At 67.9% G+C, this 24,817-nt stretch carries 21 protein-coding genes; 4 read left to right on the plus strand and 17 right to left on the minus strand.

Annotated elements, in window-relative coordinates:
* Positions 1–2: 2 nt before the first annotated feature.
* Positions 3–2,093, minus strand: coding sequence for a S9 family peptidase (locus tag ACZYX4_RS09100; protein WP_463875247.1), 2,091 nt, complete (start codon positions 2,091–2,093; stop codon positions 3–5).
* Between the two features lie 119 nt (positions 2,094–2,212).
* On the opposite strand from ACZYX4_RS09100, the gene ACZYX4_RS09105 reads away from it, so the two are divergent.
* The 4 genes from ACZYX4_RS09105 to ACZYX4_RS09120 all read left to right on the plus strand — a co-directional run bounded on the left by ACZYX4_RS09105 (position 2,213) and on the right by ACZYX4_RS09120 (position 5,451).
* Entirely contained in the window at positions 2,213–3,088 is an 876-nt protein-coding gene (locus ACZYX4_RS09105; protein ID WP_463875249.1) for a methyltransferase domain-containing protein, read from the plus strand.
* A gap of 159 nt (positions 3,089–3,247) precedes the next feature.
* A complete protein-coding gene (locus tag ACZYX4_RS09110; RefSeq protein ID WP_463875251.1) occupies positions 3,248–3,709 on the plus strand; it encodes an NfeD family protein in 462 nt (153 codons plus the stop codon).
* A 97-nt stretch (positions 3,710–3,806) separates the two neighbouring features.
* Positions 3,807–4,817 carry an SPFH domain-containing protein gene (locus ACZYX4_RS09115; RefSeq protein WP_463875252.1) on the plus strand — a complete coding sequence of 337 codons (1,011 nt, stop codon included), beginning with the start codon at positions 3,807–3,809 and terminating at the stop codon, positions 4,815–4,817.
* Positions 4,818–5,103: 286 nt separating this feature from the next.
* Positions 5,104–5,451 carry an RNA polymerase-binding protein RbpA gene (locus tag ACZYX4_RS09120; RefSeq protein WP_463875253.1) on the plus strand — a complete coding sequence of 116 codons (348 nt, stop codon included), beginning with the start codon at positions 5,104–5,106 and terminating at the stop codon, positions 5,449–5,451.
* Between the two features lie 172 nt (positions 5,452–5,623).
* On the opposite strand, the gene ACZYX4_RS09125 is transcribed toward ACZYX4_RS09120, so the two are convergent.
* The 16 genes from ACZYX4_RS09125 to ACZYX4_RS09200 form a co-directional block, all read right to left on the minus strand.
* Positions 5,624–6,367, minus strand: coding sequence for a polyprenol monophosphomannose synthase (locus ACZYX4_RS09125; protein ID WP_463875254.1), 744 nt, complete (start codon positions 6,365–6,367; stop codon positions 5,624–5,626).
* A 456-nt stretch (positions 6,368–6,823) separates the two neighbouring features.
* Positions 6,824–8,497 (minus strand): amidohydrolase, encoded by a 1,674-nt coding sequence (locus ACZYX4_RS09130; protein WP_463875255.1) that lies wholly within the window; start codon positions 8,495–8,497, stop codon positions 6,824–6,826.
* A gap of 92 nt (positions 8,498–8,589) precedes the next feature.
* Complete coding sequence (locus tag ACZYX4_RS09135; RefSeq protein WP_463875256.1) at positions 8,590–11,484, minus strand: DEAD/DEAH box helicase; 2,895 nt, start codon at positions 11,482–11,484, stop codon at positions 8,590–8,592.
* A gap of 24 nt (positions 11,485–11,508) precedes the next feature.
* On the minus strand, positions 11,509–12,303 hold the full coding sequence (tatC, locus tag ACZYX4_RS09140) for a twin-arginine translocase subunit TatC (RefSeq protein WP_463875257.1): 795 nt from the start codon (positions 12,301–12,303) through the stop codon (positions 11,509–11,511).
* A gap of 48 nt (positions 12,304–12,351) precedes the next feature.
* The gene (gene tatA, locus ACZYX4_RS09145) at positions 12,352–12,621 is read right to left on the minus strand and encodes a Sec-independent protein translocase subunit TatA (protein WP_463875258.1); all 270 of its coding nucleotides are present in this window, start codon (positions 12,619–12,621) and stop codon (positions 12,352–12,354) included.
* 35 nt (positions 12,622–12,656) lie between these two features.
* On the minus strand, positions 12,657–13,055 hold the full coding sequence (locus tag ACZYX4_RS09150; protein WP_463875259.1) for a hypothetical protein: 399 nt from the start codon (positions 13,053–13,055) through the stop codon (positions 12,657–12,659).
* Between the two features lie 26 nt (positions 13,056–13,081).
* Complete coding sequence (locus ACZYX4_RS09155) at positions 13,082–15,115, minus strand: helix-turn-helix transcriptional regulator (RefSeq protein WP_463875260.1); 2,034 nt, start codon at positions 15,113–15,115, stop codon at positions 13,082–13,084.
* Positions 15,116–15,274: 159 nt separating this feature from the next.
* A complete protein-coding gene (locus tag ACZYX4_RS09160) occupies positions 15,275–15,670 on the minus strand; it encodes an FKBP-type peptidyl-prolyl cis-trans isomerase (RefSeq protein WP_463875261.1) in 396 nt (131 codons plus the stop codon).
* Between the two features lie 45 nt (positions 15,671–15,715).
* Positions 15,716–16,660 (minus strand): FKBP-type peptidyl-prolyl cis-trans isomerase, encoded by a 945-nt coding sequence (locus ACZYX4_RS09165; protein ID WP_463875262.1) that lies wholly within the window; start codon positions 16,658–16,660, stop codon positions 15,716–15,718.
* Positions 16,661–16,770: 110 nt separating this feature from the next.
* Positions 16,771–18,135 carry a Pup--protein ligase gene (pafA, locus tag ACZYX4_RS09170; protein WP_463875263.1) on the minus strand — a complete coding sequence of 455 codons (1,365 nt, stop codon included), beginning with the start codon at positions 18,133–18,135 and terminating at the stop codon, positions 16,771–16,773.
* Positions 18,136–18,137: 2 nt separating this feature from the next.
* On the minus strand, positions 18,138–18,845 hold the full coding sequence (gene prcA / locus ACZYX4_RS09175) for a proteasome subunit alpha (protein WP_463875264.1): 708 nt from the start codon (positions 18,843–18,845) through the stop codon (positions 18,138–18,140).
* 1 nt (position 18,846) lies between these two features.
* Positions 18,847–19,680 (minus strand): proteasome subunit beta, encoded by an 834-nt coding sequence (prcB, locus tag ACZYX4_RS09180; protein ID WP_463875265.1) that lies wholly within the window; start codon positions 19,678–19,680, stop codon positions 18,847–18,849.
* A 92-nt stretch (positions 19,681–19,772) separates the two neighbouring features.
* Positions 19,773–19,976, minus strand: a complete 204-nt coding sequence (locus ACZYX4_RS09185; RefSeq protein ID WP_463875266.1) for a ubiquitin-like protein Pup — start codon at positions 19,974–19,976, stop codon at positions 19,773–19,775.
* An 89-nt stretch (positions 19,977–20,065) separates the two neighbouring features.
* The gene (gene dop / locus ACZYX4_RS09190) at positions 20,066–21,676 is read right to left on the minus strand and encodes a depupylase/deamidase Dop (protein WP_463875317.1); all 1,611 of its coding nucleotides are present in this window, start codon (positions 21,674–21,676) and stop codon (positions 20,066–20,068) included.
* Between the two features lie 59 nt (positions 21,677–21,735).
* Entirely contained in the window at positions 21,736–23,511 is a 1,776-nt protein-coding gene (gene arc / locus ACZYX4_RS09195) for a proteasome ATPase (protein ID WP_463875267.1), read from the minus strand.
* An 82-nt stretch (positions 23,512–23,593) separates the two neighbouring features.
* Positions 23,594–24,733 (minus strand): tRNA (adenine-N1)-methyltransferase, encoded by a 1,140-nt coding sequence (locus ACZYX4_RS09200; protein WP_463875268.1) that lies wholly within the window; start codon positions 24,731–24,733, stop codon positions 23,594–23,596.
* Positions 24,734–24,817 lie beyond the last annotated feature (84 nt).

Consider the following 24,817-nt stretch of genomic DNA (forward strand, 5'->3'; position numbering starts at 1 on the left):
CCTCAGTTCCGGTCCGCAGGGGCGGGATTTGCCGCCGTCGGAAGGTAGCGGGACCACCACTGCAGGATCCGGTCGAAGCGCTGCTTGCGGTGGTGCGGCGTCCCGGCACGTGACAATTCATGGTTCTCCCCGGGGAAGACCAGGAACGCGGCGTCCACGCCGAGCTGTTTCAGTGCGGTGAAATACCGCTGGCCCTGCTCCACCGGGCACCGCAGGTCCTCCTCGCTGTGGATGACCAGGGACGGTGTGCGCACCTGCTCCACCCGGGCCATCGGGCTTTGCGCCGCCATCTGCCCGGCCGAACGGCCGGTGTATTCACCGCCGAAGAACCAGCCAATGTCGGAGGAACCGGTGAAACTGACGGGATCGAGGAAACCGCGTTCCACGATGGCGGCCTTGAAGCGGTGGTCGTGGCTGATGGTCCAGGCGGTGAGGTAGCCGCCGTATGAACCCCCCATGATGCCGAGCGCCCCGGCGTCGAGGGCCTCGAATTTGCCGAGCGCGCCGTCGAGGAAGGCCAGGACGTCCTGCATGTCCAGGGAGCCCATCTTCTCCTTGATGGCCCGCCCGTGCTCCTGGCCGTAGCCGGCGGAACCGCGGGGGTTGCACATCAGGATGGCGTACCCTGCCGCGGCGTAGACCTGGGCTTCATCAAAAAGGGCTCCGGTGAACTGGGCAAACGGGCCGCCGTGGATGGTCAGCAGGACCGGGTGGGGACCCTGGCCCTGCGGTTTCACGAGCCAGCCGTGGACGGGGTAGCCGTCGCCGGAGGGGACCGTAAGCTCGACCGGTTCGATGATGTCGGTGCCGGAGCGCAGCGGTGCGGAGAAATCGGTCGCGACGCGCAGCTGCCCGGTGTCGAGCACCGCGACGTCGCCCGCGGTGGACGCATCGGTGAAACTGAGCACCAGAGATTCTCCGTGGGCGGCGGCACCGGTGACTACACGCTCGCCGCGGACCAGCGTCCGGTGGGTCCCGGCGGCCTGGAACTCGAGCAGCTCGACCGTTCCCCGGGCGTTGTTCAGGGGCAGCACCGAGTCGGGACCGCCGAGTTCGAGCCTGCCGTTGCAGCCAAGGTCCATCGTCTCGATGTCGCTCAGCCGCGTGGCGTCGCCGCCGCCCGCCGGCGCCACATAGAGTGCGGTGTTGCGTGCCACGAAGTCCTGGCCCGTTGGGCCAAGATCCTGGGCCAGGAAGAACAGCCACAGCCCGTCCCGTGACTCGCGGACTGCATGGACGCTCTGCCGGCCGGTGTTGGCCGGGGTGACGGGTTCCGGCTCCGCTCCTGTTTCCGCTCCTGCGGAGCCCTCCTCCACAGTGATGCGGTAGATGCCGCTGGCGAGATCGTTGTCGCTGCCCTCGTGCAGGGCGGCCGTGAAGTAAATGGTGCGCCCGTCGGTGCTGAAGCTCGCGCCGGTGTGGTCGGTGGCAGCGGTGGTCAGCTGCCGCGCGGCCGGCAGCAGTCCGGCCGGTGTGGTGCTTGCGGCGTCGGTCGCGGCCTGGCCGGCGGCGGCCGCTGCGCGGGCTTTCAGCGCCCTCCCCTGGGGCGCTACCCCGGGTTCCGCGCCGGGATCCGGAACCTCGACGAGGAAGAGCTGGACCGGCTTGTCCGCGGTATACCCCACACCGTTCATCCGGTACTGGTAGTCGGTGATCAGCCGCGCGTCCTCGCTTCCGGCGGAAACCCCGTCGGTGCTGCCGTAGCGGCCGTCCTCCGGGGTCCGGGCGCTGAAGACAATGTGCCGGGAATCGGGTGACCACGCGAACGCCGACACTCCCAGCAGCGCGTCGGTGACTGGCTGCGGCTCCCCGCCGCCGGCCTCCACGATATGGAGCTGGGGTTTGCCGCCGGGCGCGGCGCGCAGGAAGGCCAGCACCTGCCCGTCCGGGGAGAAGTCCGGCGCCACGTCACGGAACCCGCGGGTCAGGCGGCGCGGGCGCTGGTCCGGGTCCAGCGGCACCGTCCACAGCTGGCCGACGTAGGCATCGGCGTCGAAGTCGGGCCGGAGCACCGACACCACGGCACGCGTGCCGTCCGGGTGCAGGGCAGGGGCGGAGACGGAATTCAGCAGCGGCAGATCTTCAGATTTCACGTGTGCGAGCCTAGCCCCAGTTTCCCCGGCAGTGAAATGGCTCACGTCGGCGGGTCGGAGCCCCGGGCGGCGCGGCCAGCCCGGCCCGGGCCGGGGGCGCCACCCCTAGGATGGACACTATGCCCCCCGCCTCCGCCGCCTGCCTGCTGTGCCCGGTCTGCCGGAATCGCCTTGGATTCAGCGACAGCAGCGGCCGCACGCTCGCATGTCCGGCCGGCCACCGCTTTGACGCGGCGAAACAGGCGTACTTCAACTTCCTCGTCGGCAAAGGCACCGTTTTCGAAGCGGACACGGCGGACATGGTGGCGGCGCGTTTCGACTTTCTCTCCGCCGGCCACTACCGCTCCCTCGCCGCCGCCGTGGCCGAACTGGCGGCCCCTGCCCTCTCCGGCGGCCGGGCAGGAACCCCGGGGACGGTGCTGGACGCCGGCACCGGGACCGGCCACTACCTCCGGGACCTGCTGGACCGGGTGGCGCTGGACCGGACGCCCGCCGCGGCGATTGGCTTGGACATCTCGAAGTTCGCGCTCCGCCGGGCCGCAAAGCTCAACCCGGAGGCCGTTAACGTCGTCAGCGACGTGTGGCAGCCGCTGCCGGTCGCCGACGACGCCGTCGACGTCGTCACCGTGGTCTTCGCGCCGCGCAACGCGGCCGAGTTTGCCCGGGTGCTCCGCCCGGGCGGCCGGCTCGTTGTGGTCACTCCCCGGCCGGGCCATCTCGAGGAAGTGGCGGGCCAGGCAGGCATGCTCGGGATTGAGGCGGCGAAAGACGAACGGCTGGTGGCGTCTCTCGGGGGACAGTTTTCGGTGTTCTCTGCCGACAACCTGGACGTGCCGCTCCTGTTGTCTCCCGGGGACGTCACCAGGCTGGCGCTCATGGGCCCCGCCGGACACCATCTGGACCGCGGAGCGCTGGCGTCCCTCGCAGCCGGTCTCCCGCCTCGGACTGCCGTGTCGGCCCGGTTCCGGATCAGTGTGTTCGAGCCGCTCCGCTAGTGGCTCCACCAGTGCCAAACGGGTGCCCGGAGGTAACGACTTGGCCACTTTCGCCACCTGTCTCCCCCCGGCCCCCCGCAGGCCTTGCCGTTCGGCTTTAGGATGGAATCACAGTGACTGAGGGTCTGCACCTGCGGCCCCCGGGGCGAAGGGGGAAAGATGTTCGAATGGCTACCCGAAAACTGGTGGGCGCTGTGGCTTACGGTGTTCCTGGTGTTTGCTGTGGTGGAGATGATCACCCTCGACCTGTTCTTCATCATGCTCGGAGGCGGCGCCCTCGCCGGACTGGTGGCGGCCCTGGCCGGCGCCGACCTTGGTCTGCAGATCGTGGCTTTCTGCGTCGTTTCCCTCCTGATGATCGGCTTCGTCCGGCCCGTCGCGCTCAAGCACCTGCATAAAGGTCCGGCCGACCGCCGCAGCAACGTCGAACGGCTGATCGGCGAATCCGCCCTGGTCATGGAGCCGGTGACAGCAACCGGCGGCCTGGTCAAGATTGGCGGGGACGTCTGGAGCGCCCGCTCCGAAACCGGGGTCCTGGCGCCCGGACAGCAGGCGGTCGTCAGCGCGATCGACGGCGCGACCGCCGTCGTTGCCCCGCAGCCGGAAACCGCCGTCCAGTAGCCCACGCAAGAATTCCGGCGGCCGCCACCGGCGCCGGGCACACGGCGGGAAACCGCCGCACACCATAGCAAGACCAAATCTGGGGAATAGGTGATGTATGGATATCGCAGTCGCAATCGTGCTGCTGGTTCTCGTTGCGTTTGTAATAATCGTCCTCGTCCGTGCGGTGCGGATTGTCCCGCAGGCCCGCGCCGGCGTTGTCGAACGGCTGGGCAAATACCAGCGGACGCTGAACCCCGGCCTCACGATCCTGATCCCGTTCGTGGACCGGCTGCTGCCTCTGCTTGACCTGCGTGAACAGGTGGTTTCCTTCCCGCCGCAGCCGGTGATTACCGAGGACAACCTGGTGGTCTCGATCGACACGGTGGTCTATTTCCAGGTCACCGATGCGCGGGCGGCCACCTACGAGATCGCCAACTACATCCAGGCCGTTGAACAGCTCACCACAACGACACTCCGCAACGTGGTCGGCGGCCTGAACCTCGAGGAGGCCCTGACCTCGCGTGACCAGATCAACGGTCAGCTCCGCGGCGTCCTGGACGAAGCGACCGGCCGCTGGGGCATCCGTGTCTCCCGGGTGGAGCTCAAGGCGATCGACCCGCCCCACTCCATCCAGGATTCGATGGAGAAGCAGATGCGCGCCGAGCGTGACCGCCGCGCCGCCATCCTGACCGCGGAAGGCACCAAGCAGTCCGCCATCCTCACCGCCGAAGGCCAGCGGCAGTCCTCGATCCTGAAGGCCGAAGGTGACGCGAAGGCGGCGATCCTCCGCGCCGACGGCGAGGCCCAGGCCATCCAGAAGGTGTTCGACGCGATCCACAAGGGCAACCCGGACCAGAAGCTCCTCGCCTACCAGTACCTGCAAACCCTCCCGAAGATCGCCGAAGGCTCCGCGAACAAGCTGTGGATCATCCCGAGCGAAGTCGGCGAAGCCCTCAAGGGGATCGGCAACGCGCTGGGCGGCAGCAAGGACGGCCAGTTCAACGACGGGCTGTTCGGCCCCGGTTCCGACGCCGCGGCGGAGCCGGCCGCTCAGCGCCCGGCTGCGCCCGCCGCCGGCCCGGCAGCAGGACCCGCCGCGGTTATCCCGGGGCACCCGGAGGCCTAGGCCCCGCACCGAAAGGGGAGGCATCCGCGCCGCGGATGCCTCCCCTTTGCGTGGCCCCGAACCGCCGCAGGCTTTACCCGGGGTGCCGTGGTCCCGTATAATTAGATGTTTGTCCGGCTGGTTCAGTCCGGCGGAACAATTAAGCTTCGCAAAGCGTTTTATCCAGTGACGATTCATCCGGTTTGGGTCCAGTGAGACAGCGCAATGCAAACAGTAGTCCGGCGCGGCCTCACAGCCCCCGGCTAACGCAGGGCATGACCCTGCGAACCGAATAGAGGGAGAAAAGATGAGCGATCGCAGCCTGCGGGGGATGCGCCTTGGCGCACAAAGCATGGAGACTGAATCCGGTGTCGAGCCGGCTCCGCGCCAGCGGGTCGAGTACCGTTGCGCGGACGGCGAGCAGGTATTCGTGACTTTCTCCTCCGAAGCGGAGATCCCCCCGTTGTGGGTGTCCAAGACCGGCAAGGAAGCCTTGCTCGTCGACGGCGAACGCCCTGTGAACCCCAACGAGAAGGCAGTCCGCACGCACTGGGACATGCTCCTGGAACGCCGGTCGCTGCCCGAACTCGAGCAGATCCTCGAAGACCGTCTCACGATCCTGAGGGAACGCCGCGGCGAACGGCGCTCGGCCTAGACAGCACGCGCACCAGCCACTTCAAGCAACGCGGGGTCACTTACGGCCCATCCTGAGGCATCGGATGGACCGTAAGTGACCCCGCGTTGCTGTGCAAAGGGCCGGTCACGCAACGTCAGTGACGCTGCGTGACCGGCCCTTGCTTGTGCCGGCTCACTTATGCGGGCATTGCCTAGGCCTTTTTGCCGGTGAGCTTTCCGGCGAGCGTGTTCCAGCGGGCGATGAGGCCCCACTTGGTGACATTGATCATGGCTTCGACCACGATGTTTCCGCTCATCTTTGAGTCGCCCAGCTCACGCTCCACGAAGGTAATGGGGCGTTCGACGATCGTCAGGCCTAGCTTGGCGACGCGCCAGGCCAGGTCCACCTGGAAGCCGTAGCCGACCGAGTCGACGGTGCTCAGGTCCAGTTTCTCCAGTGTGCTCCGGCGGAACGCGCGGAAACCGCCGGTGACGTCCTTGATCTTCACGCCCAGCATGATCCGGGCATAGGTGCTGCCGACACGGGAGATCGCCTGGCGGTAGAGCGGCCAGTTGACGACGCTGCCGCCGGGTACCCAGCGCGAGCCCATGGCAAGGTCGGCACCGTGCTCCACGGCCTCGAGCAACTGGGGAAGCTGCTCCGGCTGGTGCGAACCGTCGGCGTCCATCTCAACGAGGATGTCGTAACCGGCGTCCAGGCCCCACTTGAAACCCGCGATGTAGGCTGCTCCGAGTCCGGCCTTGCCGGCACGGTGCAGGACGTGGACCTGGCCGTCCTCAGCGGCCAAACGGTCCGCCAGCTGCCCGGTGCCATCAGGGCTGTTGTCGTCGACAACCAGGACATCGGAACCGGGCACCGCCGTGCGCAGCCGCCCGAGGGTCTTGGGCAACGATTCCAGCTCGTTGTAGGTCGGAATGATTGTGAGGACACGCACAGCGAGGCCTTTCCTTGAAGGGAGCGGTCGAGGGCCGGGCGGTCAGTGCTTAGCTGACACCAGGCGCAACTCTCCATTATAAGGGAGTCGCCGGGGCCGCCGGGGCCGATGCAGGTCCCCGGGCAGGGCCCCCGGGCAAGTCCACCCGCCACGGGCCAGTTGCGGCAGGGCGCGAAAAGCGCCGCCGGAACCGTTTTCTGCTGCGAAGTGGACCCGCCCCTTGGGAGTACCCATGGCCATGACCGGAGAAGCTGCCGTGCTGGCGGCAACCTGGAAATGACCGGGGGACGTCCGGAGTCTGCGGCTTACACAACCCTCCGTTGACCCTCAATGCTACGGGGCGGCCCTGATCTGTCAACCACTCCGTGACCTGCCGTTTCGTTCATCATCGCAGGTCAGAGCCGCCTGGTGGCCGGTGAAGTTTCGGGCTCGGCCGGGCGTTCAGCGAGCGTGCCGTCAGCCCCGGAGCGAGCCGCTGGCGAACAGTTCCCGGCCATCCCTGACGGTCTGCAGGCACACCGGCTCGGAACCGGTGTCCAGTGCCGGCAGCAGTGGCGTCCGCGCCCGGGGGTCCGTGCTCCAGGACTGGACCCGGCCGTCGGCCACCTGGACCATCAGTTCCTGGACTTCCCACACGGCGAAGCTCGCGGGGGCGCCGGGCACCAGTTGGCCGGCCATCGGGTCCCGGTACCGGGCAGCCCGCCAGCCGGCGCGTGTGTGGCCGAGGAACGCGGCGCGGGCGGAGATCCGTTCCGCGGGGTTGTTGTGCTGCAGGCAGGCGCGGACGCTGGACCAGGGCCGCAAGGGCGTGACCGGGCTGTCGCTGCCGAAGCAGATTGGGACGCCGGCGGCGTAGAAGGAGGCAAAGGGGTTCATGCCGCTGCGCCGGGATCCCAGGCGCTGGTAGTAGAGGCCGTCCGCTGCTCCCCAGGCCGCATCGAAGCCGGGCTGGGCGCTGACCGTCACAGAGTAGTTGGCGAGCCTGCGGATGGAATCCGCATCCGCGAGAACGACATGTTCCAGGCGGTGGCCCGCGGCGCGGACCTTCTGCTCCCCGACCTCGGCCGCCGCCTGGTCCAGGGCGTCCAGCGCGGCGTCGAGGCCGGCGTCACCGATGACGTGGAAGCCTGCCTGGATCCCCAGCCGCGAGCACGCCGCGAGATGGGCCGCAGCCTCCGCCGCCGAGAGGTACAGGCTGCCCCGCTCCCCCGCGGCGTCGCTGTAGTCCTCCCGCAGGGCCGCGGTTCGCGAACCGATCGATCCGTCGATGTTCAGGTCCCCCGCCAGCCCGAGCACGGGCACGCCCAGGCGGTCCAGGATGGACTGGGCATGCTCGGTCGAGCTGGCCAGCTCGCCCCAGTACGGCAGGATCTCCGGAACCGCGTCCGGGCCGGTGTTCCAGGCAGCGGCGAGCTGGAGGTCCTCGATGCTGCCAATGTGCGGGGCCGCCATTTCCGCCAGCGCCACATAGCCGTTCGCCGCCGCTTCCGCGAGGGCCCGCTGCTGGTAGCCGCGGAGCGCAGCGGCGGGCAGCCGGCGCGCCGCCAGCCGGGCAGCCGTGTGCGCCTCCCGCTTGACCTGGCTGCCCGCACCGGAGCCGCCGGTTTCGTTGAGGCCGGTGTCGTTGAGGCCGGCGGCCGCCGCCAGCGAGGAGGACACAAGCGCCGAGTGCACATCGGTGCGGGAGAGGTAGACCTTCCGCCCGCCGGCGGCGCGGTCCAGTTCTTCCCGCGTGGGCAGCACGGAGTCCGCCCATGCGGTCTCGTCCCAGCCGTGGCCCAGCACGGTGCCGCCCGCGCTGGAAGCGGAGACGCAGAAGCCGGCCACGGCGTCGAGCAGTTCCCGGGCAGAGCGGACCCCGCCGAGCTGCAGCGAGTCCAGGGCGATTCCTGTTTCCGTGAGATGGACGTGGGAATCGACGAAGCCGGGTGCGAGGAGGGCGCCGCGCAGGTCGATGACCTCCATCGAGGTGTCGGCAATCGAGGTGGCCGCCTGCTCGGAGCCGACCCAGGCGACGGTGTCGCCGTCGACCAGCATCGCCGTCGCAAAGGGATCGGCGGCGGTGTAGACGGAACCGTTCCGGTACAGCGTTACCTTGTGCGGCGCGGGGGTGGCCGGTGAATCGGTCATGGGGCGGGGACTCCTTGGTGCTGGGGACCGGCGCGGGCCGGACGGACGTGTTTGACGACGGGAGGTTCCGGCCGGAGGGCCGGCCGCGGCGGTCAGGCCACGGAGGAATACGCGACGACGCCGCGCTTGATGAGTTTGATCGCGTCCCCGCACAGCCGCGAGACCCTCGGGTCCAGCGACGGGATCTTTGCCAGCTGGTCCAGCAGGTCGATGACCTGTTTGACCCAGCGGACGAAGTCGCCGGCCGCCAGGTCCGTGCCGCTGAGGACGTCCTGCAGGTGCCGGCCCTTGGCCCACTTGAAAATCGGCCAGACGAGGCCGAGCTCGGGTTCACCGGTCAGGGGGAGCTTGCTGGCCTCCTCGACGTCCTCCAGGGCAGACCATTCACGCACCACAATGTCGACAGCGGATTCCAAGGACACGCTCGGCATCTTGGGCCGGAGCCCGCGGTCCTCGCGTTTGGCCTGGTACACCAGGACGCTGGCGAGGGCGGCGACCTCGGCGGCGTCCAGGTCGTTGAAGGCGCCCAGGCGCAGGGATTGCGAAATCAGCAGGTCCTTTTCGCCGTAGATCCGGCGCAGCCGCTGCCCGTCGGGGCTGATGGTGAGTGCCCCGGCGGCGGAGGTTTCCAGGTAGCCGTAGCTGGACAGGACGCCGCAGACCCGGTCGAAGGTCCTGGCGATGGTGTTGGTGCGGCCCTGGATCTGGCGCACCAGCCCGTCGGTCTCCTGGCGGAGCTTCCAGTAGCGCTCGGACCAGCGCGCGTGGTCCTCGCGTTCACTGCAGCCATGGCACGGGTGCGCGCGGAGCTCGCGGCGCAGCTCAGCGATCCTTTTTTCCTGGTCCGGCTGGGCGGCGGCGCGGCCAAAGTCGTCGTTCCGGCTCGGCGGCGCAGGGGGCCGGTTTTCCCGGAGGGCGTTCCGGACCGAGGACGCAAGGTCGCGCCGGGACTTGGGCACCTTGGCGTTGAAGGATTTCGGGATCCGGACCCGGGTAATGGGAGCCAGCGGCCCTTCCACATCCTGGGTGCCGATCCGCCTCAGCTGGTTGTCCAGGGTCATCACGGCCGGCCGCGGTTCGCGGGAGTGGTGGTCGGAGCTGAGGACGACGGCGAGTCCTGGCGCCCGGCCGGTGGGCACATCCACCACATCCCCGGGGAGCAGCCGGCTCAGGGAGTCCTCGGTCACGGATTTCCTGGCCCGGGAGCTGGTCTGGGAGGCGTTCTTCTCGGCATCGGAGAGCGCCCGCCGGATCCGGGAGTAGTCGGTGAAGTCACCCAGGTGGCAGCTCATCGCCTTGCTGAAGCCGGCCAGGGATTCCTCACGGCTGCGGACCTGCCTGGCGAGCCCGACGACGGAGCGGTCGGCCTGGAACTGGGCGAAGGAGGACTCGAGGATCTCCCGGGCCCGGGGCCGGCCGAACTGCGCCAGCAGGTTGATCGACATGTTGTAGGTCGGCCGGAAGCTGGAGTTCAGCGGGTACGTGCGCCGCGAGGCGAGGCCGGCGACGGACGCCGGGTCCGTGCCGGGCTGCCAGAGGACCACGGCATGGCCCTCGACGTCGATTCCGCGGCGGCCCGCGCGGCCGGTCAGCTGGGTGTACTCCCCCGCCGTGATGTTTACGTGCGCTTCACCGTTGTACTTTTCCAGCTTCTCCAGCACGACCGAGCGTGCCGGCATGTTGACGCCCAGCGCCAGGGTTTCGGTCGCGAACACGGCCTTGACGAGTCCGTCGACGAAGAGCTTTTCGACGACTTCCTTGAAGGTGGGCAGCATGCCGGCGTGGTGGGCCGCCAGTCCGCGAAGCAGCCCGTCGCGCCAGCTCCAGAAGCCCAGCACGTCCAGGTCGTCGGAGGGGATGTCCTGTGCTGCCTCGTCGACGCGCCGGGCGATGATGAGCTGTTCCTGCTCGGTGGTCAGCCACAGCCCGGCAGCGACGCACTGTGCCACGGCGGCGTCGCAGCCTGCACGGGAAAAGATGAAGGTGATGGCCGGCAGCAGGTCCTGGCGGTCCAGGCTGGCGATGACCTGGGGGCGGCTGGCCTTCCGGACGGGGCTGCGCGGGCCGCCTTGAGGCGCATCGTCGCGCTGGTTCCGCTGGCGCCGGACGTTGCGGCCGCCCTGGCCGAAGCGCCCGCGGAAGTTCATCTGGGTCTCGGCGCGGGCCATGGAAAGCAGCTCGGGGTTGACCTCGAAGCCGGGGCGGGCACTGAGGCCGGCGGTTTCCGCGGTGGCTGACACTGCGGACGCGGCGGCCTCGCCGGCCGGGGCGATCTCGTCGAAGCTGGTGTCGCCGGCAAAGAGGTCCACGATCTTCCGGCCCACCATCACGTGCTGCCACAGCGGCACCGGCCGGTGCTCGGACACGATGACGTCGGTCTGGCCGCGTACCGTGTCCAGCCAGGCGCCGAACTCCTCGGCGTTGGAGACGGTGGCGCTGAGCGAGGCGACCTGGACTTCGCTGGGCAGGTGGATGATGACCTCTTCCCAGACGGCGCCGCGGAAGCGGTCCGCGAGGTAGTGGACCTCGTCCATGACGACGTAGCCGAGGTCAGCCAGCGTGCTGGAGTCGGCGTAAAGCATGTTGCGGAGCACCTCGGTGGTCATCACCACCACCGGGGCGTCGCCGTTGATGCTGGTGTCGCCGGTCAGCAGCCCCACCTGGTCCGCACCGTACTTGTCCGCCAGCTCGGAGTACTTCTGGTTGGACAGGGCCTTGATCGGTGTGGTGTAGAAGGCCTTAAGTCCGCGCTGGAGCGCCAGGTAGATGGCGAACTCGCCCACGATGGTCTTGCCGGCTCCCGTGGGTGCGGCGACCAGGACGCCCCGGCCGGCCTGCAGCGACAGGCACGCTTCGCGCTGGAAGTCGTCGAGTTCGAACGCAAGCGAACGGATGAAGCCGCCCAGAAAGGTTTTGGCTTCTGCGGCCCGCTCGGCGCTGGCTCGGTAGCGGTCAGACGGCGATTCCGGCCCGGGTATTGAGGACATGGTTCCAGCCTAGTGCGCCAGGGGCTAGAGATTCTCCAGCTCGGAGCTGGGAGTCGCCTGGTCCGCGGTGGCTTCGGTCTCCGCGGCCCGTTTGACGGCGCGCCGGTCACGGCGGCGGTCGTTGAGCAGGCACAGTCCGATGGCGGCGAAGAACAGGAGCAGCATCGGCCCGGCAAGGTAGAACATGCTCATCGCGTCGGCTCCGGGCGCAGCCATGGCAGCGAAGAGGCAGACCAGGAACACGGTGATGCGCCAGCTCTTGACGAGCTGCTTGCCCTTGATGATTCCCGCGAGGTTCAGCCCGACGAGGACCACCGGCAACAGAAAGGCGATGCCGAATGCCAGCAGGAGCCGCAGCACAAAGGACAGATACACCTGGGCGCTGATGAAGTTGGAGCCGCCGGAGGGGGTGAAGTCGGTCAGCACCCGGACCGCGTTCGGAAGCACCAGCCAGGCCAGCAGGACCCCGCCCACAAACAGCGGAACGGCAGCCGCCACGAAGGACAGCGCCATCCTGCGTTCCTTCTTGTGCAGGCCGGGAACAATGAAGGCCCACAACTGGTACAGCCAGACCGGGCTCGCCACGATCAGGCCCAGGAAGACGGACACCTGGATCATCAGGTCAAAAGAGCTGGCCACCCCATCAAAGTTCAGCGTCGCCTGCCGGCCCTCATTTTCATTGAGGTCAGCGATCGGTTTGATCAGTGCCGCAAGCATGGGCTGGTAGACGAGGAACCCGACGACGGTTCCCAGGACGACGGCGATCGCGGACTTGAACAGCCGGTTCCGCAGTTCTTTCAGGTGGTCGAGGAGCGCCATCCTCCCCTCGGGGTTCGACCGGTGGCCCATGGTTACTGCCACGCGGTGTTAGGCGCGGTTCGGCGGCGGAACGTCTGTTCCGTCTCCGGCGCGGGTTTCCGTGCCGGCGGGCTTCGGGTGGTTCACTACCCGGCCCTCGACAGGCTCAGAGCCGTCTGCAGCGTCCGTGGCGCCGTCCTTCTTCATTTCCCGGACCTCCGACTTGAAAATGCGCATCGACTGGCCCAGGCTCCGGGCCATGCCGGGCAGCTTCGGCGCAGCGAAAAGCACCAGTGCCAGAACGATGATGATGATGAGATGCCAGCCTTCAAGCCTCATGACAAGCGGTCCTTTCGTTGAAATACATCCTACGTCTAACCCAATTCGATGTCGTGCAGCCGCTGGGGCTGGCCACGGTCCAGCTTGCGCTGGACGCGCCGCCTGCGGCGTGCTTCCTGGCGGGTGGACCTGGACGCGCGGTAATCATGCCCCATCTGCACAGGAGAGGCAAAAACGGCGGAACCGGGCACGGCGCGCGGGCCGGATACTTCTCCCGCATCGTCGCCGTCCGAGCCTACGAGGTCCAGATGAACACCGGCTGAACCCAAGGTATCCGGCCCGGACGGGAACGTGGAGAACCGCTCCCCCGCCTCGCCGAGTTCCTTGACGGTGGCCATGAACTTCCGGAACAACCATGCGCCGAGCACAACGAAGAACAACAGTGACAGCGCAACGAGCGCTATCCAGATTACGATCCAGGACCACCAAGGCATGCTGAGTAGTCTAGCCGCCGCACTGGCTAGTCTTCATATTGGGCCAAGGCAGCGGCAAGCCACTCGCGGGATGCGCCCGCCAGCTCTTCCGGGTGAACGATCCGGACCGCCCCGCCGTGCTGGGCCACGAACATCGGCAGCCAGTCGGTGCTGCCGAAGCGGATTTCGGCCAACAGCCCGCCGTCGGGCAGTTCCGCAGTCCGCTCCGCGTAGTACTCATCGGCGAGTCCGGTGCCGCGGCGTGTCAGTTCAACCACCACCACGGTGTCGTCGTCGTTGGGGGTGAAGAGTTTGACGGGGAAGCTGTCCCCCGGCGCCGCCGTCTCCGAGACGGGCATGCCGGTGGTTTCCAGGGCTTCGATCCGGTCCAGCCGGAAGTTGCGCAGGCCCTGTGCGGAATGACAGTAGGCCTCCAGATACCAGGTGTTGTCCAACGAATAGAGCCGCAGCGGATCGATGTTGCGTTCGGACACCGAATCCCGCAGCGGCGAGAAGTACCGCAGCCGCAGCTGGGCGCCGTCCCGGATGGCTTCGCGGGCCGTTTCCAGCGCTGCGGAGTTCTCCGGCCCCACCTCGGGGCCGGAGAGCGCGGCCGCCTTGAGGCCCTCCTCCCCCGCTGCTGCCATCAGCTTGAGCGTGACGGATTCAAGGGCACTGCCTTCGGCGAGCTCGGGCAGTCCGTTGAGCGTCTCCAGCCCAGCCAACAGGGCGCAGGCCTCCTCCACGGTGAAGCGGACAGGCCGCTTCAGGTCGAGGTCCTCGCTGATGGTCACGTGGTCGTCGTCCCACTGGATGTCCAGCAGGTCATCCGGGTACCCCTCGGGCAGGCCGGAGCAGATCAGGATCCGCAGGTCCGCTTCCAGTTCCTCCCGGGTGATCCCGAATTTCTGCGCCACGTCGCTGATGTGCAGGCCCTGGTTGTGGACCAGGAACGGCACCAGCTGGAGCATCCGGCTCAGTTGGTCCTCCGAGGTGCGCTTGCGGCCGTGCCGGGGCTTCCCCGGAGGGAAAGCGGCTGGAAGGGAAGATGCTGCCGGGAAAGCGGCAGCAAGGGAAGATGCGGCCGGGACGGGGGTCGCGGCGAAGATGGCCGCTGCGGCCAGGCGGCGCCGCACGGAGCTGACGAGTTCGGGCGGGGCCACCGCGACGGCCCGGGGCCCGTAGGAGGCAAGCTCCTCGGCTAGCGTCTCGACGTCCCGGAACGGGACACTGAGGCGGTCCCGGCCCGTGGTGGGCAGGCCGGCGCCGGTTTCCGCGGCAGGGCCGGGGAGAGCGCGTTTGCGCAGTCCGCGCAGCCTCTCGGGCTGGACATCGACGACGGCGGTCCGGACAGGCAGCTCCGCCAGCCCGGCGAGTTCGGCGCGCACATTGAAGTCCGCCGGCGGGGTGAAGCGTTCCTTGTCCAGGACGGTCACGGCGGACGTGAGGCGGGAGAGCCGGAAGAAGCGTTTGTCCCCGCGGGCCTTGTCGTGGGCCACGAGATACCACTGGCCGAATCGGCTGCCCAGTCCCCAGGGTTCCACCAGCCGGTCCTCTTCCTGGCCGGTGCTCCCGGCGAGGTAGCGGAAGCTGACGGGGTGCTGGGCGTGCATGGCCGCGATGAGGTCCTCGAACGCCTGCCCGGCGGGACGGATCCGCGGCTGGACCCCGGCGGGGAGTTCGGCGTCGACCAGGCCGCCGGAGGCCTGCAGTTTGCGCACCGCGTTGGCGGCCGCGGAGCCGAGGGCGGCGTGCTCCCAGAGCTGTGCGGCGAGAATCAGAACGGTGCACTCTGCCGGGGTGAGGCTGACGTCCGGAAGCCGGTTGGAGTCCTTGCCGATCCGGTAGCGGGTGGTGGCCGGATCATCCGAACCCCAGCCCTTGTCCGTGACGGTCTCGACGTCGAAGCCGAACCGCCGCAGCTCGCTCTTGTCGCGTTCGAACATCCGGCCGAAGGCGACGTCGGTGCTGGTGGTGTCGTGGTAGACCTTGTCGCGCAGTTCGCTGCGGCGCAGGCCGTAGGTGGTGTTGAGCAACGCGATAAGCAGGTTCAGGAGGCGTTCGGTACGGGAGGCTGACACCCCGCAAGGGTACTAAAGTCCCGAGCGAAACCGGCAAAAGCGCGGCAACAGCCGGAAGAACTTCTCCGATTGTTACCGCGCTTTGGCAGTACGGTGGCCGTGGGCCCACGCCCGCCGGGTTCCTTGTCCGAGCTTGCGAGGATAGGGGGCGGGTGGGGACTAGCGGACGGCGACGAGGTCGACGACGAAGATCAGTGCCTCGTTGGGGCCGATCGCGCCGCCGGCGCCGCGCGGCCCGTAGGCCAGCTCGGACGGGATTTCGAGCCGGCGGCGGCCGCCGACCTTCATGCCCAGCAGGCCCTGGTCCCAGCCCTGGATGACCTGGCCGACGCCGACGCGGAAGTCGAGCGGCGCGCCGCGGCCCCAGGAGGCGTCGAACTCTTCGCCGGTGGACCAGGCCACGCCGACGTAGTGGGTGGAGACGGTGTCGCCGGCCTTGGCTTCGGCGCCGTCGCCCTCGACAAGGTCGGTGATGACGAGATCGGTGGGAACGGGGCCCTCCGGGAAGTCAATTTCCGGCTTCTGGCGGTCAGTGTTGCGCTGTCCAAATGACATGGGTGCTCCTTCTGGTGTGGCTTGGGGGTGGTGCGGGTGTGCTGGTTACTTGATGCCGAGGATATCGACGACGAAGACGAGGTCGCCCTCGGGCTTGCCGTTATCAGCAGAGGCATCGGGGTAGGCCAGGGCCTTCGGGATCACGAGTAGCACCCGGGAGCCGACGGTCTTCCCGACCAGTCCCTGATCCCAGCCACCGATGACCTCGCTGGCGCCGATGCGCGTCGTGAAGGTCTCGCCTTTGTCATAGCTCGCATCAAAAACCTTGCCATCAGCAAACCTGATACCTGCATAGTTGACAGTAATCCTGTCACCTGCCTTGACCTCGGGGCCGGTGCCCTTGATGAGGTCCTGGGACACCAGAGCGGTCGGGGCGGCTGCGCCCTCGACGGAGATCTCCGGGATGCCCTTGTCATTGTCCTTGACGGTCGGCAGGCCGGCCGGCGGGGTGACCGTTTCGCCCTCGGGCTTGTCCAGGACCTTGGGCGCATCCTTGGCGGAGAGCACCTTGACGACGAGGAGCTGGGTGGGCTGCGCTTCGGCGCCTTCAGCGGCTGCCGGGCCGGGAACGGCCAGGGCCAGGTGGGTTCCGATCTTGGCGCCCACGAAGGCGCTGTAGATGACGGGGCTTTCGGTCTTCAGCTCCTCGGTCAGTTCAAGCTCCTCGGGGTCCCGCGGGAAGGTGTCCTCCAGGGTGGAACCGTCCTTGCCGCTCAGGGCAACGATGGAGATCGAGGCGATCTGGTTGGCTTTAACCCGGTCGCCGTCGCCTTCCGTGATGACCTTGACGGTGGGTTCCTTGACCTCGAGGGGCTTGTCGAATTCGACACCGGGTGCGGTCTTGTCGCCGTTCTCCGTCAGCTTGAGGGAGTCCAGCTTGGCGGTCTCGCCGGCGGACTGGCTGGTGGGTTCCGGGGCGGCTGGTTCGCCGCCGCCGCAGGCGGTCAGCAGCAGCAGTCCGGGAAGAAGAATTGCTAGTAGTCGGCGCACTTAAGAACTTTCGTCGGGGCAGGATGGACGCGTCGCCGGGCAGGTGCCAGCGGCAAAGCAAGCGTTGGCCGCGAACGGCACTGTCTCAGAATAACGTGGAAAGCTGGGTATCAGCCCATAGAGTTCAGCAGGGCATCCACCCGCTCGTCCACACTGCGGAACGGGTCCTTGCACAACAGGGTCTGGTGGGCGCGGTCGTTGAGTTTCAGGTGGACCCAGTCCACGGTGTAGTCGCGGCCCAGTTCCTGCGCCCGCCGGACAAAGTCGCCGCGGAGCTTGGCGCGGGTGGTCTGCGGCGGGGCATCCACCGCATCCTTGACCGCGGTGTCATCCACCACGCGGCGCACGGCCCCGCGGGACTGCAGCAGGTAGTAGAGCCCGCGGGTGCGGGAGATGTCGTGGTAGGTCAGGTCCAGCTGGGCGATCCGGGGCGCGTCCAGTCCCAGGTTGTGCCGTTCGCGGTACTTGTCCATGAGCTTCTTCTTGATCGCCCAGTCCACTTCGGTGTCGATCCTGCTGGTGTCGCCGCTCTCGATCGCATCGAGGGTGCGTTCCCAGAGATCCAGGATCAGGGGGACGTGGACGTTGTGGGCTCCCTGCTCCGCGACGAACGCCGTGACCTTGCCCAGGTATTCGCGCTGGATTTCCAGGGCGGTGAGCTGCCGGCCGTTGGCGAGCCGGACCAGCGCCCGTCCGCTGAGGTCATGGGAGATCTCCCGGATGCTGCGGATCGGGTTCTCCATCCGCATGTCACGCATGATGACCCCGGCCTCGATCATCCGCAGAATAAGGTCCACGGTGCCCACCTTAAGCAGCGCCGTGGTTTCGGACATGTTGGAGTCGCCCACGATCACGTGCAGCCGGCGGTAAAACTCGGCGTCCGCGTGCGGCTCATCGCGGGTGTTGATGATTGGTCGGGACCTGGTGGTGGCGGACGAGACGCCCTCCCAGATATGGTCGGCCCGCTGGGAGAACGCGAAGGTGGCCCCGTGCGGGGTTTTGAGGATCTTCCCGGCGCCGGCGATCAGCTGCCGGGTCACGAGGAACGGAATCAGGATCTCGGCCAGCCGGGAAAATTCGCCCCGCCGCGGGATGAGGTAGTTCTCGTGGCTGCCGTAGGAGTTCCCGGCGGAGTCGGTGTTGTTCTTGAACAGGTACACGGTGCCGTTGAAGCCCTCCGCCGCGAGCCGTTCCTGCGCTTCGTCGACGAGGTCGCCAAGGATGAGTTCCCCGGCCCGGTCGTGCGCGATCAGCTGGGCGAGGTCGTCGCATTCCGCGGTGGCGTATTCCGGGTGGGACCCGACATCGAGGTAGAGCCGGGACCCGTTGGTCAGAAACACATTGGAGGACCTCCCCCAGCTGACCACCTTGCGGAACAAGTAGCGGGCGACCTCTTCGGGGGCCAGCGGGCGGGACTCCGGGCTCGAATAGGAAATCCCGAACTCGGTCTCGATGCCAAAAATGCGCTTGTCCATTGTTACTTCTCCTCAGCCAGCAAAGCCGTGATGTCTGCGTCTTCAAGCCGGCGGAACGCACGGCGGGTGCCCCGGCTGCTTTCCGAGCCGCGGTCCAGCACCGCCACCTCCACGGCCGATGGCGGCAGCGTGGTGGTTTCCTTGTCCGCAACGAGACCGGCCAGGGCAAGCCTGATCGCACCGGCGAAGTCCAGGTCGCCCTGCCAGCCTGCTGCGACGGCCTCGGAGACCTTGTCCGCCTGGCCGCCCATCACGATGAAGCCGTTCTCGTCGGCGATCGACCCGTCGAAGGTCAGCCGGTAGAGGTGGTCCTCTTCCGCGGAGGACCCCACCTCGGCCACCGCCAGTTCGACTTCGAAGGGCTTCTGTTCCGCGGTAAAAACCGCCCCCAGGCTCTGTGCGTAGACGCTGGCGAGGCCCCTGGCCGTGACGTCCTCCCGGTCGTAGGAGTAGCCGCGCACATCCGCGTACCGGACCCCGGCCTGCCGGAGGCTCTCGAATTCGTTGTATTTCCCCACGGCTGCGAACGCAATCTTGTCGTAAATCTCGCCGATCTTATGCAGTGACGGCGACGGGTTCTCGGCCACGAGGGCAATCCCGTCGCGGCAGCTGATGACCACCACGGAGCGCCCGCGGGCGATGCCCTTCCGCGCGAAGTCCGCGCGGTCCTTCATCAGTTGTTCGGGCGATACGTAGAACTGCTGGGTCATCTCAGGCCTCCCGCTGGGCAACGGCCCTGGATTCGATGATGGCGCCGGCCATTGCCGCGAGCTCGCGGTCCGGAACCCGGAAGGCACCTGCCCGGTTGACGGTGTAAACGACCGGCCAAAGCTGCCGGACGGGGTCGGGGCCGCCGGTGGCGGAGTCGTCGTCGGCGGCGTCGTAGAGGGCCTCGACGGCGACGGAGACGGCGTCCCGCTCCGGGAGGTTGGGCCGCCAGAGTTTCTTGAGCGCGCCGCGCGCGAACATCGAGCCGGAACCGACCGTGTGGTGTTCCTGCTCCTCGTACCGGCCCCCGGTGACGTCGTAGGAGAACAGCCGGCCAAGCCCCGCGGGGCGGTCGAAGCCTGCGAACAGCGGCACGACGGCGAGGCCCTGCATCGCCATTGGCAGGTTGCTGCGGACCATCGCCCCGAGCCTGTTGGCTTTGCCGTCGAGGCTCAGGAGTGTCCCCTCGATCTTCTCGTAGTGTTCGAGTTCAACCTGGAAGAGACGGGTGATGTCGAGCGCGATCCCCGCAGTCCCGGCGATGCCGAGCACGGAATACGCATCCGCCGGGAACACTTTTTCGATGTGCCGGCTGGCGATGACGTTGCCCATCGTGGCCCGGCGGTCCCCCGCCATCAGCACCCCACCGGCGTAGGTCATCGCCACGATGGTCGTCCCGTGCGGTGCCTGCAGCGGCGTGGCGGGATTACCTGCCGGGAGCTGCTGGCCGGACGGCAGAAGCCCGAAAGGCAGTAAGTCGGGGCGCTGGCGCTGCAGGTGTTCAGTGAAGGAGGATGTGGCGTTGGCTGCTACCTGGTTGGCGGTGGTTTCCTGCACTGGTGCACTCCCTCAACGTAGTGAATCAACGACTTGCGGCCCTCAGCCCTGTGCCGGCGCAACCCCTGCGGCGCCGTGGTCCGGGCGGTGCGCTACTGTCCGCCCTTTTGGACAAACGCCCGAACGAACTCCTCGGCATTGGACTCCAGAACCCCGTCGATCTCATCGAGCAGATCGTCAACGCCCTGGGTGGCGGCTGACGCCTGGCCCTCCGCGGGAGCCGGCGGGGCGGCCGGGACGCCTTCGTCGACCTCGGTGTCCCGCGACTGCGGCTGCTGCTGCTCCTGGCCTGCCATTGTTCTCTCCTTCTGTCCGTCTCTTCTTCGCAAGGCACTTCCTGTAAGCCATAGTGCCACGCCCGGAGCCCCTGCGGGACTCTTTGTCCCTAGGAACCGGGAGGCAGGCCCAGCAGCTCGGACAGGAAGGCTCCTGCATCCCGGTGCCGGGCGAAGAGGCCACCTGTGAGGGCCTCGGTTCCGCGCAGCGGTTCCCGGGTGGGGACCCGCTGCAGCCGGCCGCGGCCGGGCACATCGAAAATCACGGAGTCCCAGCTGGCGCCGACAACGTCAGCCCCGAAGCGGCTGACGCAGCGGCCCCGGAAGAAGGCCCGGGTGTCCGACGGCGGCTCTGTGACTGCCCGCTGGATCACGCCGTCGTCGACGATCCGCTGCATGCGGTCCCGTTCCAGCAGGCGGTGGTAGAGCCCCTTCTCCGGCCGGATGTCCGCCCACTGCAGGTCCACGAGGCCCAGCCGCGCGTGGCCCCACTCCAGCCCGTCGCGGTCCCGGTAGCCCTCCAGCAGGGAAAGTTTCGCCAGCCATTCCACGGAGGACGCAGCCGCCGCGCGGTCGTTGCCCAGTTCGGTCAGTGTCGCCGACCAGCGTTCCAGCACCTCATGGGTGTGGCCGTCCCCGTCCACGGCATCAGCGACCCCGGTGTCCTGGGAGTGCTTCGCGGCCGCTTCAAAGTAGATCCACTGCAGGTCCAGTGCGGTGATACGGCGCCCGTCGAGCAGCCGCAGGGTGGCGGTGAGCGAGGTGTCGTGGCTGACGGTCTGCAGCGAGGCAACCGGCTCGTGGACTTCCAGCTTCGGGGCCAGCCCTGCCTCGATCAGGCTCAGCACCAGGGCTGTGGTGCCGAATTTCAGGTAGTTGGCGGGCTGGCCGAGGTTGGCGTCCCCGATGATGACGTGGAGCCGACGGTACTTGTCCGCCGTGGCGTGGGGTTCGTCGCGGGTGTTGATGATGGGGCGGCGGATGGTGGTTTCGAGGCCGACTTCGGTTTCGAAGAAGTCCGCCCGCTGGCTGATCTGGTAGCCGGGGCGGGAGCCGTCCTGTTTCATACCGACCCGGCCGGCGCCGCAGAAAATCTGGCGGGTAACGAAGAACGGCGTCAGGCCGCGGACGATGTCGCCGAACGGCACCGCGCGGGGCATGAGGTAGTTCTCGTGGGAGCCATAGGAGACCGACTTGTTGTCGGTGTTGTTCTTGTACAGATTAATCGGGGGCAGCTCAGGATCCGCAGCCAGGCGCCGCACCGCGGCGAGGGCCACGAGGTCTCCGGCAGCGTCCCAGGCGACGGCGTCGCGCGGGTTGGTCACTTCGGGGCTGGAGTACTCGGGGTGGGCATGGTCCACGTACAGCCGGGCGCCGTTGCCGAGGACCATGTTCATCAGCAGCGTGCCGGACTCGTCCTCGCCGTCGGCTTCCAGCTCCTGCCGGCCGTAGGCCAGGGCGACAGCCTCGGCGTCCAGCACGGGCGGCTGGTCGGTGAGCTGGTCGGGTTCGGCCTGGCTGCGCTCCAGCGTCCAGCCGCGGGCGTCGTGCAGCGGTTCCTCGTCGGTGTAGTCCCACCGGGTTTCGGCCCCGCCGGCGGCGCGCTGCCGTGTCACCTGGGCGTAGGCCTGGATCACGCGGGCGGACATCATTGTGGCGTTGGCGCCCGGTGCGGAAGGCGCGTGGATCCCGTATTCGGTCTCCGAGCCCATCACCCGCATGGCACCGCCGACCGGCAGCCCGCCTGACAAGCCGGCGGGCCTGCCGGGCACGGCTGACGTCACAGGTACTGGCCTGTGCTCGGCATTGTCTCGATGGACTTGCCGGGTTCCTGCCCCGCCTTGCCCTGGACGATGGTGCGGATGTACGTGATGCGCTCGCCCTTCTTGCCCGAGATCCGTGCCCAGTCGTCCGGGTTGGTGGTGTTGGGCATGTCCTCGTGCTCGCGGAATTCGTCGATGACGGCGCGCAGCAGGTGGTCGATCCTGAGGCCCTTCTGGCCCACGGTGAGCAGGTCCTTGATGGCGTACTTCTTGGCCCGGTCAACGACGTTCTGCACTACTGCGCCGGAGTTGAAGTCCTTGAAGTAGAGCATTTCGGTGTCGCCGTTGGCGTAGGTGACTTCGAGGTATTCGTTGGACTTGTCGGTGGAGTACATGGCCTCGACGGTGCGCTGGACCATCGCGTCCACGGTGGCCTGCACGTCGCCTTGGTGCTCGGCGAGGTCGGACTCGTGGAAGGGAAGGTCGGCGGTGATGTATTTGTTGAAGATGTCCGCCGCGGCCTCCGCGTCGGGACGGTGGATCTTGACCTTGACGTCCAGCCGGCCCGGCCGAAGGATCGCCGGGTCGATCATGTCCTCACGGTTGGAGGCGCCGATCACGATCACGTTGTCGAGCCGCTCCACGCCGTCGATCTCGCTCAGCAGCTGCGGGACAATGGTCGTTTCGACGTCGGAGGAGATGCCGGTGCCGCGGGTGCGGAACAGCGAGTCCATTTCGTCGAAGAACACCACCACCGGGCTGCCCTCGGAGGCCTTCTCCCGGGCGCGGGCGAAGATCAGCCGGATGTGCCGTTCGGTCTCGCCGACGTACTTGTCCAGCAGCTCCGGTCCCTTGATGTTCAGGAAATAGCTCTTCATGTCCGTTTTGCCGGTGCGTTCGGCGGCCCGGGCGGCGAGGGAGTTGGCGACCGCCTTGGCGATGAGCGTCTTGCCGCAGCCCGGCGGGCCGTAGAGCAGGATGCCTTTCGGGGCCTTGAGTCCGTGTTCGCGGTATAGGTCCGGATGCAGGAACGGCAACTCCACGGCGTCGCGGATCTGTTCGATCTGCGGTCCCAGGCCGCCGATGTCCTGGTAGGTGATGTCCGGGACTTCCTCGAGGACGAGGTTCTCCACCTCGGAGCGAGGGACCTTTTCGAGCGCGTAGCCGGTGCGGGAATCGATCGAGAGGGCATCGCCGACCCGGAGTTTCTGCGACAGCAGGGCGCCCGAGAGCCGGATGACACGTTCCTCGTCCGCCCGGCCGACCACCAGGGCACGGTCCGTGCCCAGCATTTCCTTCAGCGTGACCAGGTCCCCGGCCCGTTCGTAGCCCAGGCCGGCAACCACCATCAGCGCCTCGTTGAGGAGGACTTCCTGGCCGACTGCCAGCTGGTTCATGTTGACCAGAGGGCTGATCCCTACGCGCATTTTTCGGCCCGCATTGAAAATGTCGACCGATTCCTCGGTGGCGGCCTGGCCGCCGTTGCCGGCGGAGAGGGGGCGTTTCGGGTTCAGCGCCAGCACCGTGCCGAAGCTGTACGGCGGCTGGCCCTCCTGGTCGAGGGCATCCTTCAGCCGGAGAATCTCCGCTTTCGCGGTCTCCAGCATGCCCACGAGCTTGGAGTTGTTCTGCGTCGCGGCAGCGAGCTGGCGGTCAATATGCCGGAGTTTGTCCCGGAGGATATTGACCTGCCGCTCGGCCACGGACAGCTCGCTGGCGGTGTGCGCCTGCCCCGCGGATGCGGCCGCATCCTCTGCCGGTGTCTGGCCCGGATCGGTGTTCGGAGTCTCCATCGTGCATCAGCCCCTTCCTACGCTTCTATTAAGACATTAGCCCCAAGAAGCCGCGCCCCGCTGAAGAGTTCCGAAATACGGACTACTTTGTAATATCCGGATCGTCCTTGACATTGGTTCCGGCAATGGCGTCGCGGGCGGCCCGGCGCAGTTTCTTGTCCGACACGGCGCGCTCCCCCACCGCACCGGGCGTCCAGGCGTTGACGTCCTCTTCCTTGAAGTCGGTCTTGGAGGGGCGTCGTTTCATGGAGATGCCCGTGACGCCGTCGGCCAGCCGCCGGGTGACCAGCAGGAAGCCGGTGTGCGCGACCATCCGGTGGTCCGGACGGACCGCCAGGCCCTCAAGGTGCCAGCCGCGGACCATGGATTCCCAGGCGTCGGGTTCGGTGAAGCGGCCGTCGGCGCGGATGGCCTCCGCGGTCCGGGACAGCTGCGTCACGGTGGCGACGTAGTTGATCCACACACCACCGGGGGCCAGGACGGTGGCTACCGCGTCGAGGCATTCCCACGGGGCCAGCATGTCCAGGACCACGCGGTCCACGGACCCGGGCTGCTCGGTGCGGACGACTTCCTCCTGGAAATCACCGATGGAGATCTGCCAGGCCGGGTGCGGGCCGCCGAAGATCGTCTCGACATTGCCGCGGGCGATGTCGGCGAATTCTTCCCGCCGCTCGAAGGAGTGCAGGTAGCCGTTGTCGCCGACCGCGCGGAGCAGCGAGATGGACAGGGCGCCGGAGCCGACGCCGGCCTCGACGACGCGTGCGCCGGGGAAGATGTCCGCCATCGTGACGATCTGGCCGGCGTCCTTGGGGTAGACGACTGCTGCGCCGCGGGGCATCGAGAGGACGAAGTCCGAGAGCAGCGGGCGGAGCGTCTGGTACTGCTGGCCGACGTTGTTGACCACCACGGAGCCGTCCGGCCTGCCGATGATCTCGTCGTGGTTCAGGAAGCCGCGGTGCGTGTGAAAGGCTCCGCCGGCTTCGAGGCTGATCGTGTTCATGCGCCCGCGCTCGTCGGTGAGCTGGACGCGTTCGCCCTCCCGGAACGGTCCGCGGCGGCGGGCTGCGCCGACGGGAGCGCCGACGGGAGCGCCGACGGGAGTGCCGCCGGCACGTGCCGGCGTGGTCGCCGGGGCGCCGGTCCTGACGGCCGCGCTGGTGGCGGCGCCGTCGGCTGTTACGGCGTCGTCTGGGCTGGTGCTGGCGGCGGTGTCGCTGCTCATGAAAGTGTTCCTCGCTCCTGTAAAGCTGTGTGGCCGCAGAAAGTGCCGGCGGTCCGGCTGCTTGCGCCCGGGGCCGTGCGCCCA

This window comes from Pseudarthrobacter leeuwenhoeki, assembly GCF_055412885.1.